Raw genomic sequence first — 14,481 nt, 5'->3', positions numbered from 1 at the left:
GCCGAGACAATAAAATCAAATGATATTTGCTATCTAAACCAACAACCGCTCAATCAACTGCCGGTACAGTTCCGGCAGCCGCTCCAGCTCCTCCACCCGCACACACTCATCCACCTGGTGGATGGTGGCGTTGACCGGGCCGACCTCGATGCACTGCGCGCCCAGTGGGGCGATGAAGCGGGCATCGGATGTGCCGCCGCCGGTGCTCTCGATCGGCGCCTTGCCGGCAAACTGGCCCAAGACGTCGCGGGCGACCGAACGCAGGCGGCCTTCGGGGGTGTAGAACGGCTCACCGCTGCGGTGCCACTTGATCGAATAATCCAGCCCGTGTGCATCGAACAGGGCGTGGATTTCAGTTTCCAGCTTCTGCGCATTCCACAGCGGGGTGTAGCGCAGATTGAACATCACCTCCAGCGTGCCGGGAATGACGTTCGAGGCGCCGGTGCCGGCGTTGATGTTGGAGACCTGCAGGCTGGTCGGCGGGAAGGTTTCATAACCCTCGTCCCAGCGGCGGGCGGTCAGCTCGGCCAGCGCCGGTGCGGCCAGGTGGATGGGGTTTCTGGCCTTGTCCGGATAGGCGACATGGCCCTGCACGCCGCGCACGGTAAGCGTGCCGGTGAGCGAGCCGCGACGGCCCACACGCAGCAGGTCGCCCAGCACCGCGGTCGATGAGGGCTCGCCGGTGATGCACCAGTCGATGCGCTGGCCGCGCTCGGCAAACAGGCGCGCAACATGGCGCACGCCATCAATCGCATCACCCTCCTCGTCCGAGGTCACCAGTACGGCCAGGGTACCGGGATGCTCCGGATGGGCGGCCACGAACTGTTCGGCGGCCACGACAAAGGCGGCGACGCTGCCCTTCATGTCGGCCGCGCCACGGCCATAGAGCACGCCATCTCGGATTTCCGGGGTGAACGGGTCGCTGGTCCAATCCTGCCGCGGGCCGGGCGGCACCACGTCGGTATGGCCGAGCAGCACCAGCACCGGCTCGCCCTGCCCGTGCGTGGCCCAGAGGTTGTCGACCTCGCCAAAGCGCAGGTGTTCGATGGTGAAACCCGCAGTGGCCAGGCGGGAGGCGATCAGCTGCTGGCAACCGGCATCGATCGGGGTGATGGACGGGCGGGCGATGAGATCGCAGGTCAGATCAAGAACAGAGGACATGTCAGTCGATGTTGAAGCGCTTCTTGAAACCGTTATCAGAGAAGCCCTGGCTGACCACGCCGTCGGCGGTGACCACGACCGGGCGCTTGATCAGCTGCGGGTATTCGCGCAGCAGCAGCTTCCATTCGGCATCCGAATCGGCCGCCTTGCGGTTTTCCGGCAACTGGCGCCAGGTGGTGGAGGACTTGTTGACCATCGCGGCCAGGCCGCCGAGCTGGGCGGCCCATTCCAGCAGGGTTTCCGGGGAAGGCTTGTTGTCGCGGTAATCGACGAAGCTGTATTCCACACCGAAACGGTCCAGCCACTTGGTGGCTTTCTTGCAGGTGTCGCAGTTCTTCAGGCCATGGATGGTGGCAGTCATGTGTGTTCCTTCAATACAAAACGGCCGGGACAAGCCCGGCCGTGGTTGGATCAGTCGGCCAGGCCGCGCAGCAGTTCGTTGATGCTGGTCTTGCCGATGGTCTTTTCGTCCACCTGCTTGACGATCACCGCGCAGTACAGCGAGTGGCTGCCGTCCTTGCTCGGCAGCGAGCCGGAAACAACCACGCTGTACGGCGGGATGTAACCGTAGCTGATCTCGCCGGTGGCGCGGTTGTAGATGCGGGTGGACTGGCCCAGGAACACGCCCATGCCGATCACCGAGTGGTGGCCGACGATCACGCCCTCCACCACTTCCGAGCGCGCACCGATGAAGCAGTGGTCCTCGATGATGGTGGGGCTGGCCTGCAGCGGCTCGAGCACGCCGCCGATACCGGCACCGCCGGACAGGTGGCAGTGCTTGCCGATCTGCGCGCAGGAACCCACGGTGGCCCAGGTGTCCACCATGGTGCCCTCGCCCACATGGGCGCCGATATTGGTGAAGCTGGGCATCAGCACCACGTCACGCCCGAAGTGGGTACCACGGCGGGCAATCGCACCGGGAACCACGCGCACGCCGGCTTCGCGGAACTGCTTGGCGGTGTAGCCGGCAAAGCGGGCTTCCACCTTGTCCCAGAACGGTGCCGGGCTGGCGCTGGTCACTGCCATGTCGTTGATGCGGAAGTACAGCAGCACGGCCTTCTTGAGCCATTCGTTGACCTGCCAGCCACCGTCAGCCAGCGGCTGGGCCACGCGGAACTGCCCGCTTTCCAGGCCATTGACCACGCGGTTGACCAGCGGGGCCACCTCGGCCTTGATCTGCGCGACGGTCAGCTCGGCGCGGGCATCGAAGACCACGTCGATACGGGCCTTGAGCTGCTCCACGCTCATGGCGTTGAACTGTGCGGCCAGCTTGCGTGCAGCGGTGTTGCGCGGCGCGGACTTGGCGGCCGGCAACTTGGCCGGACGTGCCGACGGCTTGGCAGCCGGCTTGCGCAGCGCGGCCACCTTGGCAACGGGCTTGCTGGCAGCACCCTTGCTGGCAACTGCCTTGGTGGCAACAGCCTTCTTGGCAGCTGCCTTGCCGGCAACAGCCTGCGGCTTGCCAGCTGCGGCCTTCTTGCCGGCCGGCTTGTTGGCTGCAGCGGTCTTGGCCACAACCTTCTTGGCCACAGCCTTCTTTGCCACAGCCGGCTTGGCTACAACCTGCGGCTTGCTGGCAGCGGCCTGCTTGCCGGCCGGCTTCCTGGCCACAACCTTCTTGGCATCTGCCTTCTTGGCCACGACGGCCTTGCCGGCAGCCTTGCGCACGGCCGGCTTGGCGGCGGGCTGGGCAACAGCCGGCTTGGCGGCGTCGGCCTTGGCTGCTGCCGGGGTTTTTACTGCGGTGTTGCGCGCAGCAACCTTTTTCGCCACGGGCGCTTTTTTCGCGGCCGCCTTCGGGGTGGCGGTCTTGGTCACAGTGGCGGTCTTGCGGGTTGCCATGGGGGATGGGCTCCAGTTCAACGGGGGGCCAGCGCGGCCTGCAGCGCTTCGCGCAGGGCCTGGCGGGCGGTTTCGTCCAGCGGACGGTCTTGATGGTCGGTGAGCAGGAACTGGTCCTCGCCCCGCTCACCGAAAGTGGCAATGCGCGCGTCGTGCACGCGCAGGTTCTGGTCGCGCACCACTTCGGCCACATCAGCCAGCAGGCCGGGGCGGTCGGGCGCCACAAGGTTGAGCAGGGTGCACTGGCTTTCGCCGGCCTCGGGGAAATCAATGCGCGGGGCAAAGCGGAAATGGCGCAGCTGGCGCGGCACCACCCGGCGCACCGGGCGCAGGCCTTCCAGCGGCGCGGACAGCACACGCTGCAGGCTGGCCACCAGGGCCTGCGGGTCCGGGTCGGCAAAGCTGTCGGCCGGGCTGACCTCGAAGGTATCCAGCACGGTGTCATCCGGGCCATCGAGAATGCGCGCCCGGTGGATGGCAAAGCCGAGGCGGTCCAGGCTGATCACGATGGCCGCAAACAGGCCGTCGCGGTCGGGCGAATGCACCAGCAGCTCCAGCGCATTGGCGCCGTGCTGGATCGGCCGCGCCCGCACCAGCAGCTCGCCCTGCCCCACTTCAGCCAGGGCCTGGGCCTGCCACATCAGTTGTTCGATACGGAAGCGCACAAAGGCTTCGTCGGGCATGCGGGCCAGCAGGCCGGCCACCTGGTCGGCGCTGTAGCCACCTTCGTGCAGCCAGGCACCGACCTCGCGCCGGGCCGCGGCCACGCGTGCGGTCTCGGGCAAGGGCGGCTCCAGGCCTTCGCGCAGGGCGCGGCGGGTGGCGAAGTACAGGTCGGCCAGCAGCCGGTCCTTCCACGCATTCCACAGCTTGGGGCTGGTGCCGGCGATGTCGGCACAGGTAAGCAGATACAGGTAATCCAGGCGCTCGCGGCTGCCGACCAGGCGGGCAAAGCCGTGCACCACATCCGGGTCGGTGATGTCCTGCTTCTGCGCGGTGACCGACATGCGCAGGTGCTGTTCCACCAGCCAGGCCACCAAATCGGTGTCGTGCGCATCCAGGCCATGGGCCTGGCAGAACGCGCGCGCATCCACCGCACCCAGCTCGGAATGGTCGCCGCCGCGGCCCTTGGCGATGTCATGGAACAGGCCAGCCAGCAGCAGCAACTCCGGCTGGCTCAGGCGCGGCCACACCTGGTGGGCAATGGAAAAGCGCTCATCGGCCGCGCCAGCGGCGAACTGGCCGATATTGCGCAACACCATCAGCGTGTGCTGGTCCACGGTGTAGGCATGGAACAGGTCGAACTGCATGCGCCCGGACACCTGGGCAAAGGCCGGGATCCACTGCCCCAGCACGCCCAGGCGGCCCATCCGGGCCAGGGTCTGGGCACCGTCGCCGGCGCGCATCAGGCGCATGAACTTGTCGCGCGTAGTCTGGTCCACGGCGGTGTACGGCACCATTTCATCCAGGTATTCGGCCACCGCACGCGCAGTGAGCGAATGCAGGCCGCGTGCCTGCGGGGTTACCGCCCAGGCTGCGAACAGGTCGAACAGGTCGCCCATGCGGCCATACGGCCAGGCCGGGTCATCGGCATTGAGGTAGCCGTTGCGCAGGCTGAAACCCGCCTGCACCGGCAGCGGCTCGCCACTGCCGTCAAACTGCTCCTCGAAACGCTGCAGCATGCGGTCGGAGACACGGCGGATCACCGCGGCAGAGCGGTAGAAGCCCTGCATCATCTTTTCCACGGCCAGGCTGCCGTCGTCATCGGCATAGCCCAGGCGTGCGGCCAGGGCCTTTTGATGGTCAAAACGCAGGCGCTCCTCGCCGCGCCGGGCCACCAGATGCAGGCCGTAACGCAGGCGCGAGAGCACGATGCGCTCGCGCTTGAGCGCGGCCGCCTCGTCAAGGCCCACATGGCCCAGCCCCACCAGCGCCTCGATGTCACGCACGCCGAAGGCACGCAGCGACATCCAGCCCAGGGTATGCAGGTCACGCAGGCCACCCGGGCCGTCCTTGATGTCCGGCTCCAGGTTGTCGGCGGTATCGCCAAAGCGCTTGTGCCGGGCCTGCAGCTCGGCGCGCTTGGCCTGGAAGAACTCGCGTGCCGGCCACATCACCTCCGGGGCGATGGCCCCGGCCAAAGCCTTGCGCGTGGCGCTGTCGGCCACCACCGGGCGCGCTTCGATCAGCGCGGTCATCACGGTCTGTTCGGCCGCCGCCGCTTCGGCGCACTGGGCCAGCGAACGCACCGCATGGCTCACCGCCAGCCCGGCATCCCAGAGCATGGCAAACAGGCGCGCAATGGCCTCGGCATGGGCCGCCTGGGCGGCCGGCTCGCCGAGCACCAGCACATCGATATCCGAACGCGGGAACAATTCACCGCGCCCGTAGCCGCCCACCGCAAACAGGCTCAGGCCGCTGTCATTGGCAATGCACTGGACCCAGGCATTGCGCAGCAACTGATCCACTGCGCGGGCGCGCAGTGCAATCAGTTTTTCAGGGTTTTCGGTCTGGCCGAAGCGACGATCCAGGCGCGCTTCGGCTTCCACCAGCACTTCACGTGCACGTGCTGACCAGGCCCCGTCACCGGCAGGGTCGACCTGGGCGTCGGCCCGCGTGGCAACGAGGTCTTGGGTCATACGCGGGATGCTTCCCCGTCAGCCAGGGTCAGCACTTCCACACCGGTCTCGGTCACGGCAACCATGTGCTCCCACTGTGCGGAGAGCTTGCGGTCCTTGGTGACCACGGTCCAGCCGTCCGGCAGCACCTTGGTATAGCGGGTGCCTTCGTTGATCATCGGCTCGATGGTGAAGGTCATGCCCGGCTTGAGCACCAGGCCGGTGCCCGGCTTGCCGTAATGCAGCACCTGCGGCTCGTCGTGGTAGACCTTGCCGATGCCGTGGCCGCAGTATTCACGCACCACAGAGAAACGCTCGGATTCGGCGTATTCCTGGATGGCATGGCCGACGTCACCCAGGGTGGCGCCCGGCTTGACTGCGGCAATGCCGCGCCACATGGCTTCGTAGGTCACTTCGCACAGACGCCTGGCCATCACCGACGGGGTGCCGACGTAGTACATGCGCGAGGTGTCGCCATGCCAGCCGTCCTTGATCACGGTGACGTCGATGTTGACGATGTCGCCGTCCTTCAGGACCTTGGTTTCGCTGGGGATACCGTGGCAGATGACGTTGTTGACAGATGCGCACACGGTCTTCGGGAAGCCGTGGTAGCCGACATTGGCCGGGATGGTCTTCTGCACGTTCACGATGTGTTCGTTGCAGATCCGGTCCAGCTCTTCGGTGGTCACGCCAGGCTTGACGAACGGACCGATCATGTCCAGCACTTCGGCGGCCAGGCGGCCGGCGATGCGCATCAGCTCGATTTCTTCTGGGGTTTTAAGGTTCACGCTCATGACCCCCATTATCACCCATCCAGCGCACACTGGCGGCATTGATCGATCCAATCGCCAGCCCCGGCTCAGGCAATGACTTGCCAGCACCCGGCAAGGCTGCCATACTCGGCAAGTTTTCACGGCCCCATGACCGTCAGAGACCGCCAACACCGGGCGACATCGGTGAATACACACCTGCTGCCCAAACCCGTGCCGGGGTGCCTCTTCAATGGGGTTCGGCCACGGCGCGGCAGGGAAGCCCAACCCCGGAACCTTGCGCCGCGTCGCGGCCTGCCCATCACTCAAACCCGGGCAGAGGGTTCCCATTCTAGGAGTTTTGCAATGCCCCAGGTCACCATGCGTCAGATGCTGGAAGCCGGCGTCCATTTCGGTCACCAGACCCGTTACTGGAACCCGAAGATGGGCCCGTACATCTTCGGCGCCCGCGGCAAGATCCACATCATCAACCTGGAAAAGACCGTCCCGCTGTTCAACGACGCGATGAACTTCATCTCGTCGATCGCACAGAAGCGCGGCACCATCCTGTTCCTGGGCACCAAGCGTTCGGCCCGTGAGTCGATCAAGGAAGAAGCCGAGCGTTGCGGCATGCCGTTCATGAACCAGCGTTGGCTGGGCGGCACCCTGACCAACTTCCGTACCGTCAAGCAGTCGGTTGCCCGCCTGAAGGAACTGGAAGCCGGCGAAACCGACGGCACCTTCGAAAAGCTGGTCAAGCACGAAGTGCTGGGCCTGCGCCGCGAGCGTGACAAGCTGGAAGCCTCGCTGGGCGGCATCAAGGAAATGGGCCGTCTGCCGGACGCCATCTTCGTCATCGATATCGGCCACGAAGACATCGCCATCAAGGAAGCCAAGAAGCTGGGCATTCCGGTGATCGCCGTTGTCGACACCAACTACAACCCGGAACTGGTTGACTACGCCATCCCGGGCAACGACGACGCCATCCGCGCTGTGCAGCTGTACGCCCGCGCCGCTGCCGACGCCGTGCTGGAAGGCAAGGCTGCTGCTCCGCACGCCGCCACCGTCACCGAAGAAGAGTTCGCTGACGCCGCTGGCGACGACGAAGCCAAGCCGGCCCGCCGCGCTCCGGCCAAGAAGGGCAAGAAGGGCGACGACGCCGCTGCCTGATCTGGCCATCCGCCGGGCGTGAACTCCACGCCCGGCTCCGTTTCCGGCCTGCGCCGGTGATGGAGCAAGGAAACCGCAACATGGGCCGGCGACACTTACTGACGCCGGCCCGCCCTTTTCTATACGTGAGGTAATCCCCATGGCTGAAATCACCGCATCCCTGGTCAAGGAACTGCGCGAGCGCACCGGCGCCGGCATGATGGAGTGCAAGAAGGCACTGGCTGAAAACGGCGGCGACATCGACGCTGCTGCTGAAGCCCTGCGCAAGTCCGGCGCCGCCAAGGCCGACAAGAAGGCTGACCGCGTGACTGCCGAAGGCCGCGTTGGCGTGGCTTCGGAGGGCGGCAAGGCCGTCCTGGTCGAGATCAACTCGGAAACCGACTTCGTTGCCAACGACGTCAACTTCAAGCACTTCGTCGACACCGTTGCCAAGGCCGCCTTGGTCTCCGGCGCCACCGACGTGGAAGCCCTGAAGGCTGCTGCTTTTGCCGACGGCCAGACCGTCGAGGAAGCCCGCGCTGCTGCCATCCAGAAGCTGGGTGAGAACATGCAGATCCGTCGCCTGGTCAAGATCGAAAGCACCGGCACCATCGGCGCCTACATCCACACCAACGGCAAGATCGGCGTGCTGGTCGAACTGGCCAACGGTTCGGACGAGCTGGCTTCGGGCCTGGCCATGCACGTGGCTGCCATGAACCCGCCGTACAACAAGGCTGCTGACGTTCCGGCCGACTACATCGCCAAGGAAAAGGAAATCGAACTGGCCAAGATGTCCGAGAAGGACAAGTCCAAGCCGGCCGAAATCCTGGAAAAGATCATGGCCGGCAAGACCGCCAAGATCGTCAACGACGTGACCCTGTACGGCCAGAACTACGTTCTGGACAACGACGGCCGCACCGTTGAAGCCGTGGTCAAGGCTGCTGGCGCTGACGTGGTCAGCTTCACCCGCCTGGTCGTCGGCGAAGGCATCGAAAAGGTCCAGGAAGACTACCTGGCCGAAGTTGCCAAGGCCATGCAGGTCTGATCGACCCGCACTGCTGCAAGAAAGCCGCGAATCTTTCGCGGCTTTTTTGTTTGCGCAAAACCAAGTGTGATGAACGTCACAACAACTGCACTGACGTTCGCATTTTTGTATCCTCACAAGACAAACACATCCACGTCACGGCAATGTCGTCCGAGTTGATCACCGCAGCCCCGTTGTGCCGCAACCTCCCCAGCCCGCCGGGGATTGCCCTGCGCATCATTGCCCTGGCCCAGGACCCGGATGCCGACCTGGGCCGCGCGGCCGAACTGATCGCCCTGGACCCGGCCCTGAGCGCGCGCGTGCTGCGCCTGTCCAACTCGGCCCTGTTTGCCAGCCGCCGGCGCAGTGAAAACCTGCAACAGGCGATCAACAAGCTCGGCCTGCACCCCACCCTGCAGCTGGCCCTGGGCTTCAGCCTGCTCACCGACCTGCGCGGCGGCAACCCGCCGCATGCCGAGCACGAGCAGATCTGGCGCCGCAGCCTGATTGCGGCCATGGCCTGCCGCGCCCTGGGCGAGGCACTGGGGGTCAACAAGCCGGACGAACTGCTGCTGGCCGGCCTGATCCAGGACATCGGCGCCCTGCTGCTGATGCAGCACCACAGCGCACGCTACCTGCCCATCACCCACCAGGCCGGTGGCGACAACCAGCGCCTGCTGACCCTGGAGCGCAGCGAACTGGGTGCAGACCATGCGGCCATCGGCGCCGAGCTGGCGCGCCAGTGGGATCTTCCGGCCTATCTGGTCGATGCGATTGCCAACAGCGAAACCGCCCCGCAGGGCGCAGCCGACCCGATCCAGCAGTGCGTCCATGCCTCCGGCCTGCTGGCCGACATCTGGCTGGACAACACGCCCGAACAGGCCCACCAGTACGCACAACTGACCCTGGCCGACAGCCTGGGCCTGGACAGCGATGCACTGGCCGCGGTGATTGCCCGTACCAGCGAGCTGCTGCCCGAGGCGGCCAGCGCCTTTGACACCACCCTGTGCACCCCGGAGTACATACACGACCTGCTCGAACAGGCCCGCGAGGTCAGCCAGTTGCGCGAGCTGCTGGCCGCACAGGAGGCCGAAGTGCTGCGTGAGCGCTCCGACACCCTGGAGCGCCACGCCATCGAGTTGAGCAGCATGGCCAACCGCGACGCCCTGACCGGGGCGATCAACCGCGGCCATTTCGAGCAGGCCCTGGGCGCGGCATTTGACCTGGCCAACCTGCAGCAGCGTCCACTGGCCGTTGCCTTCATCGACCTGGATGATTTCAAGAAGATCAACGACCGCCACGGCCATCTGGTTGGCGACGACGTGCTCAAGGCCGTGGCCCGCCACCTCAAGGACAGCGTGCGCAGCGTGGACACGGTGGCCCGTTTCGGCGGCGAAGAGTTCGTGATCATCTTCCCGGACACCCCACTGGCCGGCGCCCGTGCCATCATCGAGCGGGTCCTGAGCGGGCTGTCGACCCAGCCAGCCACCCACATCGCCGGCCAGGCCCTGCATGTGACCTTCTCGGCCGGCATCGCCTGCCACCTGCCTGACCAGCCGTTTGCCAGCGCCCACGCCCTGCTCGATGCCGCCGACCGCGCTCTCTACCAGTGCAAGGACCAGGGCCGCAACCGGGTCGGCATCCACCAATGGCCAGGCGCCATCGCTACTGCTGGCTGAATGCGGCAAGCCGACGGCGCACGGACACGCATCCGCGCACGCCGACGAGCATCCGGCAGCGCATGGCTTCCGGTAGAATCTGCGGGTAATCCCGTCTTATAGAGATCGTCATGTCCAAGCTCGCCTATCAACGCATCCTGCTCAAACTTTCCGGGGAGGCGCTGATGGGAGATGAGGACTACGGCATCGACCCGAAGATCATCCACCGTATCGCCGCCGAGGTGATGGAAGCCCAGCAGGCCGGCTGCGAAATCGCCCTGGTCGTGGGCGGCGGCAACATCTTCCGCGGTGCCGGCCTGGCTGCCGGCGGCATGGACCGGGTCACCGGCGACCACATGGGCATGCTGGCCACCGTGATCAACGCCCTGGCCATGCAGGACGCGCTGGAAAAGCTCGGCGGCAAGGCCCGCGTGATGAGTGCGATCAAGATCAACGACGTGTGCGAGGACTACATCCGCCGCCGCGCCATCCGCCACCTGGAAAAGGGCCGTCTGGTCATTTTCGCCGCCGGCACCGGCAACCCGTTCTTCACCACCGATTCGGGCGCCGCCCTGCGTGCGATCGAAATCGGCGCCGACCTGCTGCTCAAGGCGACCAAGGTCGACGGCGTCTACGACAAGGACCCGAACAAGCACGCCGATGCGGTGCGCTTTGATTCGCTGACCTATGACGATGTGATCGGCCGCGGCCTGGAAGTGATGGACACCGCAGCCTTCGCCCTGGCCCGCGACAGCGACCTGCCGCTGCGCGTGTTTGACATGAGCCAGCCGGGCGAACTGCTGCGCATCCTGCAGGGCGAAGAGATCGGCACCCTGGTGCGCGGCCGCAACCAGGATTGACAAGACCCATGCTCCGGCGGCCCCCGGCCGCCGGCTTGACCTATAATCGTGCGCTTTCACGCACTGCCAGGAGCCAAGACAATGCTCAATGAAATCAAGCAAGACGCGCAGGCGCGCATGGCCAAGAGCATTGATGCCCTGCGCCAGATCCTGACCACCATCCGCACCGGCCGCGCTTCCCCGGCCCTGCTGGACCGCATCACCGTCAATGCCTACGGCAACCCCAGCACCCCGCTGCAGCAGGTTGCCTCGATCTCCAATGCCGATGCCCACTCGCTGCTGGTCACGCCCTTTGACAAGAGCATGATCAAGGAAATCGAAAAGGGCCTGTACAACGCCGAGCTGACCCCCAACACCATCGGCACCACCATCCGCATCAACCTGCCGCCGCCGACCGAAGAACGTCGCCGCGAACTGGGCAAGCAGGTGCAGAAGGAAGGTGAAGACGCCAAGGTTGCCGTGCGCAACATCCGCCGTGATGCCAACCAGTCGGTCAAGGACCTGCTCAAGAGCAAGGAACTGAGCGAGGACGACGTGCGTCGTGGCGAAGACGATATCCAGAAGTTGACCGACAAGGCGATCAAGGACATCGACGAAGTCGTGAAGAAGAAAGAAGCCGAGTTGATGGCCGTCTGAGCGCAGGCGTGCTCATGACTTCGCCGTTGCCCAAGCACGTTGCCATCATCATGGATGGCAACGGCCGCTGGGCCCAGCAGCGTTTCCGCCCACGGGTCATCGGCCACCGCGCCGGGGCCCGTGCGGTCAATGACTGCATTGATTTCTGCATCGAGCGTGGCATTGCCGCGTTGACCCTGTTTGCCTTTTCCAGCGAGAACTGGGGCCGGCCGAGCCAGGAGGTCGATGCGCTGATGAAGCTGTTCATGGGTGCACTGGAGCGCGAGGTGGCTGAACTGCACCGGCGCGGCGTGTGCATCCGCTTCATCGGCGAGCGCGAGCGCTTTTCCCCGGCCATCGCCCAGCGCATGCACAATGCCGAGACCCTGACCGCCGGCAACCAGGTGCTGCAGCTGTCCATTGCCGCCAGTTATGGCGGGCGCCAGGACATCGCCATGGCCGCCCGCGCCCTGGCACGCGAAGTGGCCGCCGGCCGCCTGGACCCGGAAGCGATCGATGAAACCCTGCTCGGCGCCCACACCGCACTGAACGAACTACCCGCCCCGGACCTGTTCATCCGTACCGGTGGCGATGTCCGCATCAGCAATTTCCTGCTCTGGCAGCTGGCCTATACCGAGCTCTGGTTCACCGATGCCCTGTGGCCGGATTTTGACCGGGCAATGTTCCAGCAGGCGCTCGATGCCTATGCCCAGCGCGAACGCCGCTACGGCCTGACCAGCGCCCAGATCGCTGCCGGCCAACACGAGACCAACACACCATGACCAAGACCCGCGTCATCGCCGCCCTGATCATGGCGCCGGCGGCCATCGCCGCCATTTTGCTGCTGCCCACCAACTGGCTGGCCGCGGCCGCCGCACTGGTGTTCCTGATCGGCCTGTGGGAATGGCTGCGCCTGGCCGGTATCGATGGCCTGCCGCGCACCGTGCTGCTGACCCTGAACCTGCTGCTGATGGTGCTGCTGGTCTGGGCCGATGCCGGCAATGGCGCGCTGTATCCGCTGACTGCCCTGATCGGCGTGGCCGGCTGGGTGCTGGCGCTGGCCTGGCTGCGCTTTCCCAAGGCCGGCAGCGCCAACCAGAGCGCTGGCCGCATGGGCAAACTGCTGGCCGGCAGCTGGGCGGTGATTCCCGCCTGGGCGGCGCTGGTGTTGCTGCACATGCACGCCGACAACGGCCCGTTGTGGCTGCTCACTGCCTTGGCCACGGTCTGGGCCGCCGACTCCGGCGCCTATTTCGCCGGCCGCGCCCTGGGCAAGCACAAGCTGGCCCCGAGCATCAGCCCGAACAAGACCTGGGAAGGCCTGGCCGGCGGCGTCATCGCCGGCATCGTGGTCGCCGTGGGTTTTGGCCTGATCGCCGGTACCGGCGTGACCCAGTTGCCCGGCCTGGTGGCCGTGGCTCTGGTCACCACCCTGTTCTCGGTGGAGGGCGACCTGATTGAAAGCCTGCTCAAGCGTCAGGCCGGGGCCAAGGACTCGGGCACCCTGATCCCGGGCCACGGCGGTGTACTGGATCGTATCGATGGCGTGCTGGCAGCCCTGCCGGTGTTTGCCATCGGCAAGGAAATTGCAGGCTTCTGACATGCAACATGATCACTTCCAGCAAGTAGCGGTACTGGGCGCGACCGGTTCGATCGGCACCTCGGCACTGGATGTCATCGCCCGCCACCCGCAGCTGATGCGGGCCAGCGTGCTGGCCGCCGGCAACAATGTGGACGCGCTGGTGGCCCTGTGCGTGGCCCACCGCCCGGATCATGCGGTGATTGCCAACCCGGCCCAGTACGCCAACCTGCGCGACGGCCTGGCCGCCGCCGGCCTGGCCACCCAGGCCCATGCCGGTGATGCCGCCATTGCCGAGCTGGCCGCCTCCGATGCCTGTGACACCGTGGTGGCGGCGATCGTCGGTGCGGCCGGCCTGGCCTCGACCCTGGCCGCGGCCACGGCGGGCAAGCGCCTGCTGCTGGCCAACAAGGAATCGCTGGTGATGGCCGGCGACCTGGTGATGGCCGCCGCGCGCAGGGCCGGCTGCGAGATCATCCCGATCGACAGCGAACACAACGCCATCTTCCAATGCCTGCGCTCGCGTGACGCTTCGGCTGCGGCTGGCGTGCGCAAGATCATCCTGACCGCCTCCGGCGGCCCGTTCCGCGGCTGGAGCCCGGCCCAGCTGGCCGATGTGACCCCGGCCCAGGCCGTGGCCCACCCCAAATGGAGCATGGGCCCGAAGATTTCGGTGGACTCGGCCAGCCTGATGAACAAGGGCCTGGAAGTGATCGAGGCCCACCACCTGTTCGACATCCCCGGCAGCCAGATCGACGTGGTCGTGCATCCGCAGAGCCTGGTGCATTCGCTGGTGGAATTCGTTGATGGCTCGATGCTGGCCCAGCTCGGTCTGCCGGACATGCGCACCAGCCTGGCCGTCGGCCTGGGCTGGCCGCAGCGGATCGAATCGGGCGTCTCCGGCCTGGACCTGATCCAACACGGCCGCCTGGACTTCGAAGCGCCTGACCGCAGCGCCTTCCCCTGCCTGGACCTGGCCTGGCGCGCGATGGAGCGCGGCGGCATTGCACCGGCCGTGCTCAACGCCGCCAATGAAGTGGCCGTGGCCGCCTTCCTCGGCGGCAACATCGGCTTTGCCGGCATTCCGGCGGTGGTCGAGAACGCCCTGGCCGCGGTCAGCGATGGCCAGAGTGACAGCATCGAAGCCCTGCTCGATGCCGACCTGCGTGCCCGCCAGGCCGCCAGCAGCGCCATTTCCTGCCTGTACAACGACTGATCCCACGGCC

The 14,481-nt window shown here is 66.1% G+C and carries 13 protein-coding genes; 8 read left to right on the top strand and 5 right to left on the bottom strand.

What is annotated here, in order from left to right; translation table 11 throughout:
* Window positions 1–33: 33 nt before the first annotated feature.
* The 5 genes from dapE to map all read right to left on the bottom strand — a co-directional run bounded on the left by dapE (window position 34) and on the right by map (window position 6,415).
* Window positions 34–1,161: a succinyl-diaminopimelate desuccinylase gene (dapE, locus tag ABB30_RS07765; RefSeq protein WP_057637736.1), complete on the bottom strand. Its 1,128-nt coding sequence runs from the start codon at window positions 1,159–1,161 to the stop codon at window positions 34–36.
* A gap of 1 nt (window position 1,162) precedes the next feature.
* Window positions 1,163–1,522 (bottom strand): Spx/MgsR family RNA polymerase-binding regulatory protein, encoded by a 360-nt coding sequence (locus tag ABB30_RS07760; protein ID WP_057637735.1) that lies wholly within the window; start codon window positions 1,520–1,522, stop codon window positions 1,163–1,165.
* Between the two features lie 50 nt (window positions 1,523–1,572).
* Window positions 1,573–2,772 carry a 2,3,4,5-tetrahydropyridine-2,6-dicarboxylate N-succinyltransferase gene (gene dapD, locus ABB30_RS07755; RefSeq protein ID WP_057637787.1) on the bottom strand — a complete coding sequence of 400 codons (1,200 nt, stop codon included), beginning with the start codon at window positions 2,770–2,772 and terminating at the stop codon, window positions 1,573–1,575.
* 248 nt (window positions 2,773–3,020) lie between these two features.
* Complete coding sequence (gene glnD / locus ABB30_RS07750; RefSeq protein ID WP_057637734.1) at window positions 3,021–5,642, bottom strand: [protein-PII] uridylyltransferase; 2,622 nt, start codon at window positions 5,640–5,642, stop codon at window positions 3,021–3,023.
* A complete protein-coding gene (gene map / locus ABB30_RS07745) occupies window positions 5,639–6,415 on the bottom strand; it encodes a type I methionyl aminopeptidase (protein WP_057637733.1) in 777 nt (258 codons plus the stop codon). Before map ends, glnD begins: the two co-directional genes overlap by 4 nt.
* Before the next feature lie 321 nt (window positions 6,416–6,736).
* Here map and rpsB point away from each other — a divergent pair, with 321 nt between their 5' ends.
* The 8 genes from rpsB to ABB30_RS07705 all read left to right on the top strand — a co-directional run bounded on the left by rpsB (window position 6,737) and on the right by ABB30_RS07705 (window position 14,471).
* The gene (gene rpsB / locus ABB30_RS07740; RefSeq protein WP_057637732.1) at window positions 6,737–7,540 is read left to right on the top strand and encodes a 30S ribosomal protein S2; all 804 of its coding nucleotides are present in this window, start codon (window positions 6,737–6,739) and stop codon (window positions 7,538–7,540) included.
* A gap of 139 nt (window positions 7,541–7,679) precedes the next feature.
* Complete coding sequence (gene tsf / locus ABB30_RS07735) at window positions 7,680–8,564, top strand: translation elongation factor Ts (RefSeq protein WP_057637731.1); 885 nt, start codon at window positions 7,680–7,682, stop codon at window positions 8,562–8,564.
* Between the two features lie 143 nt (window positions 8,565–8,707).
* A complete protein-coding gene (locus ABB30_RS07730) occupies window positions 8,708–10,222 on the top strand; it encodes a GGDEF domain-containing protein (RefSeq protein ID WP_057637730.1) in 1,515 nt (504 codons plus the stop codon).
* Window positions 10,223–10,332: 110 nt separating this feature from the next.
* Window positions 10,333–11,061, top strand: a complete 729-nt coding sequence (pyrH, locus tag ABB30_RS07725; protein ID WP_057637729.1) for a UMP kinase — start codon at window positions 10,333–10,335, stop codon at window positions 11,059–11,061.
* A gap of 81 nt (window positions 11,062–11,142) precedes the next feature.
* Window positions 11,143–11,697, top strand: coding sequence for a ribosome recycling factor (frr, locus tag ABB30_RS07720; protein ID WP_057637728.1), 555 nt, complete (start codon window positions 11,143–11,145; stop codon window positions 11,695–11,697).
* A gap of 14 nt (window positions 11,698–11,711) precedes the next feature.
* Complete coding sequence (uppS, locus tag ABB30_RS07715; protein ID WP_057637727.1) at window positions 11,712–12,458, top strand: polyprenyl diphosphate synthase; 747 nt, start codon at window positions 11,712–11,714, stop codon at window positions 12,456–12,458.
* Entirely contained in the window at window positions 12,455–13,276 is an 822-nt protein-coding gene (locus ABB30_RS07710; RefSeq protein WP_057637726.1) for a phosphatidate cytidylyltransferase, read from the top strand. Before uppS ends, ABB30_RS07710 begins: the two co-directional genes overlap by 4 nt.
* 1 nt (window position 13,277) lies before the next feature.
* Complete coding sequence (locus ABB30_RS07705) at window positions 13,278–14,471, top strand: 1-deoxy-D-xylulose-5-phosphate reductoisomerase (RefSeq protein WP_057637725.1); 1,194 nt, start codon at window positions 13,278–13,280, stop codon at window positions 14,469–14,471.
* Window positions 14,472–14,481 lie beyond the last annotated feature (10 nt).

Origin of the sequence: Stenotrophomonas ginsengisoli (assembly GCF_001431485.1) — a bacterium.
GTDB lineage: Bacteria > Pseudomonadota > Gammaproteobacteria > Xanthomonadales > Xanthomonadaceae > Stenotrophomonas > Stenotrophomonas ginsengisoli.
The sequence above is the reverse complement of the archived record's forward strand: the minus strand, read 5'-3'. Positions and strand labels throughout refer to the sequence as shown.

Excerpts from the sequence above, each read along its gene's own strand:
- rpsB (WP_057637732.1), top strand. The coding sequence starts at position 6,737 with ATGCCCCAGGTCACCATGCGTCAGATGCTGGAAGCCGGCGTCCATTTC.
- glnD (WP_057637734.1), bottom strand. The coding sequence starts at position 5,642 with ATGACCCAAGACCTCGTTGCCACGCGGGCCGACGCCCAGGTCGACCCT.
- ABB30_RS07705 (WP_057637725.1), top strand. The coding sequence starts at position 13,278 with ATGCAACATGATCACTTCCAGCAAGTAGCGGTACTGGGCGCGACCGGT.
- ABB30_RS07710 (WP_057637726.1), top strand. The coding sequence starts at position 12,455 with ATGACCAAGACCCGCGTCATCGCCGCCCTGATCATGGCGCCGGCGGCC.
- tsf (WP_057637731.1), top strand. The coding sequence starts at position 7,680 with ATGGCTGAAATCACCGCATCCCTGGTCAAGGAACTGCGCGAGCGCACC.
- frr (WP_057637728.1), top strand. The coding sequence starts at position 11,143 with ATGCTCAATGAAATCAAGCAAGACGCGCAGGCGCGCATGGCCAAGAGC.
- ABB30_RS07760 (WP_057637735.1), bottom strand. The coding sequence starts at position 1,522 with ATGACTGCCACCATCCATGGCCTGAAGAACTGCGACACCTGCAAGAAA.
- dapE (WP_057637736.1), bottom strand. The coding sequence starts at position 1,161 with ATGTCCTCTGTTCTTGATCTGACCTGCGATCTCATCGCCCGCCCGTCC.
- uppS (WP_057637727.1), top strand. The coding sequence starts at position 11,712 with ATGACTTCGCCGTTGCCCAAGCACGTTGCCATCATCATGGATGGCAAC.
- map (WP_057637733.1), bottom strand. The coding sequence starts at position 6,415 with ATGAGCGTGAACCTTAAAACCCCAGAAGAAATCGAGCTGATGCGCATC.
- pyrH (WP_057637729.1), top strand. The coding sequence starts at position 10,333 with ATGTCCAAGCTCGCCTATCAACGCATCCTGCTCAAACTTTCCGGGGAG.
- ABB30_RS07730 (WP_057637730.1), top strand. The coding sequence starts at position 8,708 with ATGTCGTCCGAGTTGATCACCGCAGCCCCGTTGTGCCGCAACCTCCCC.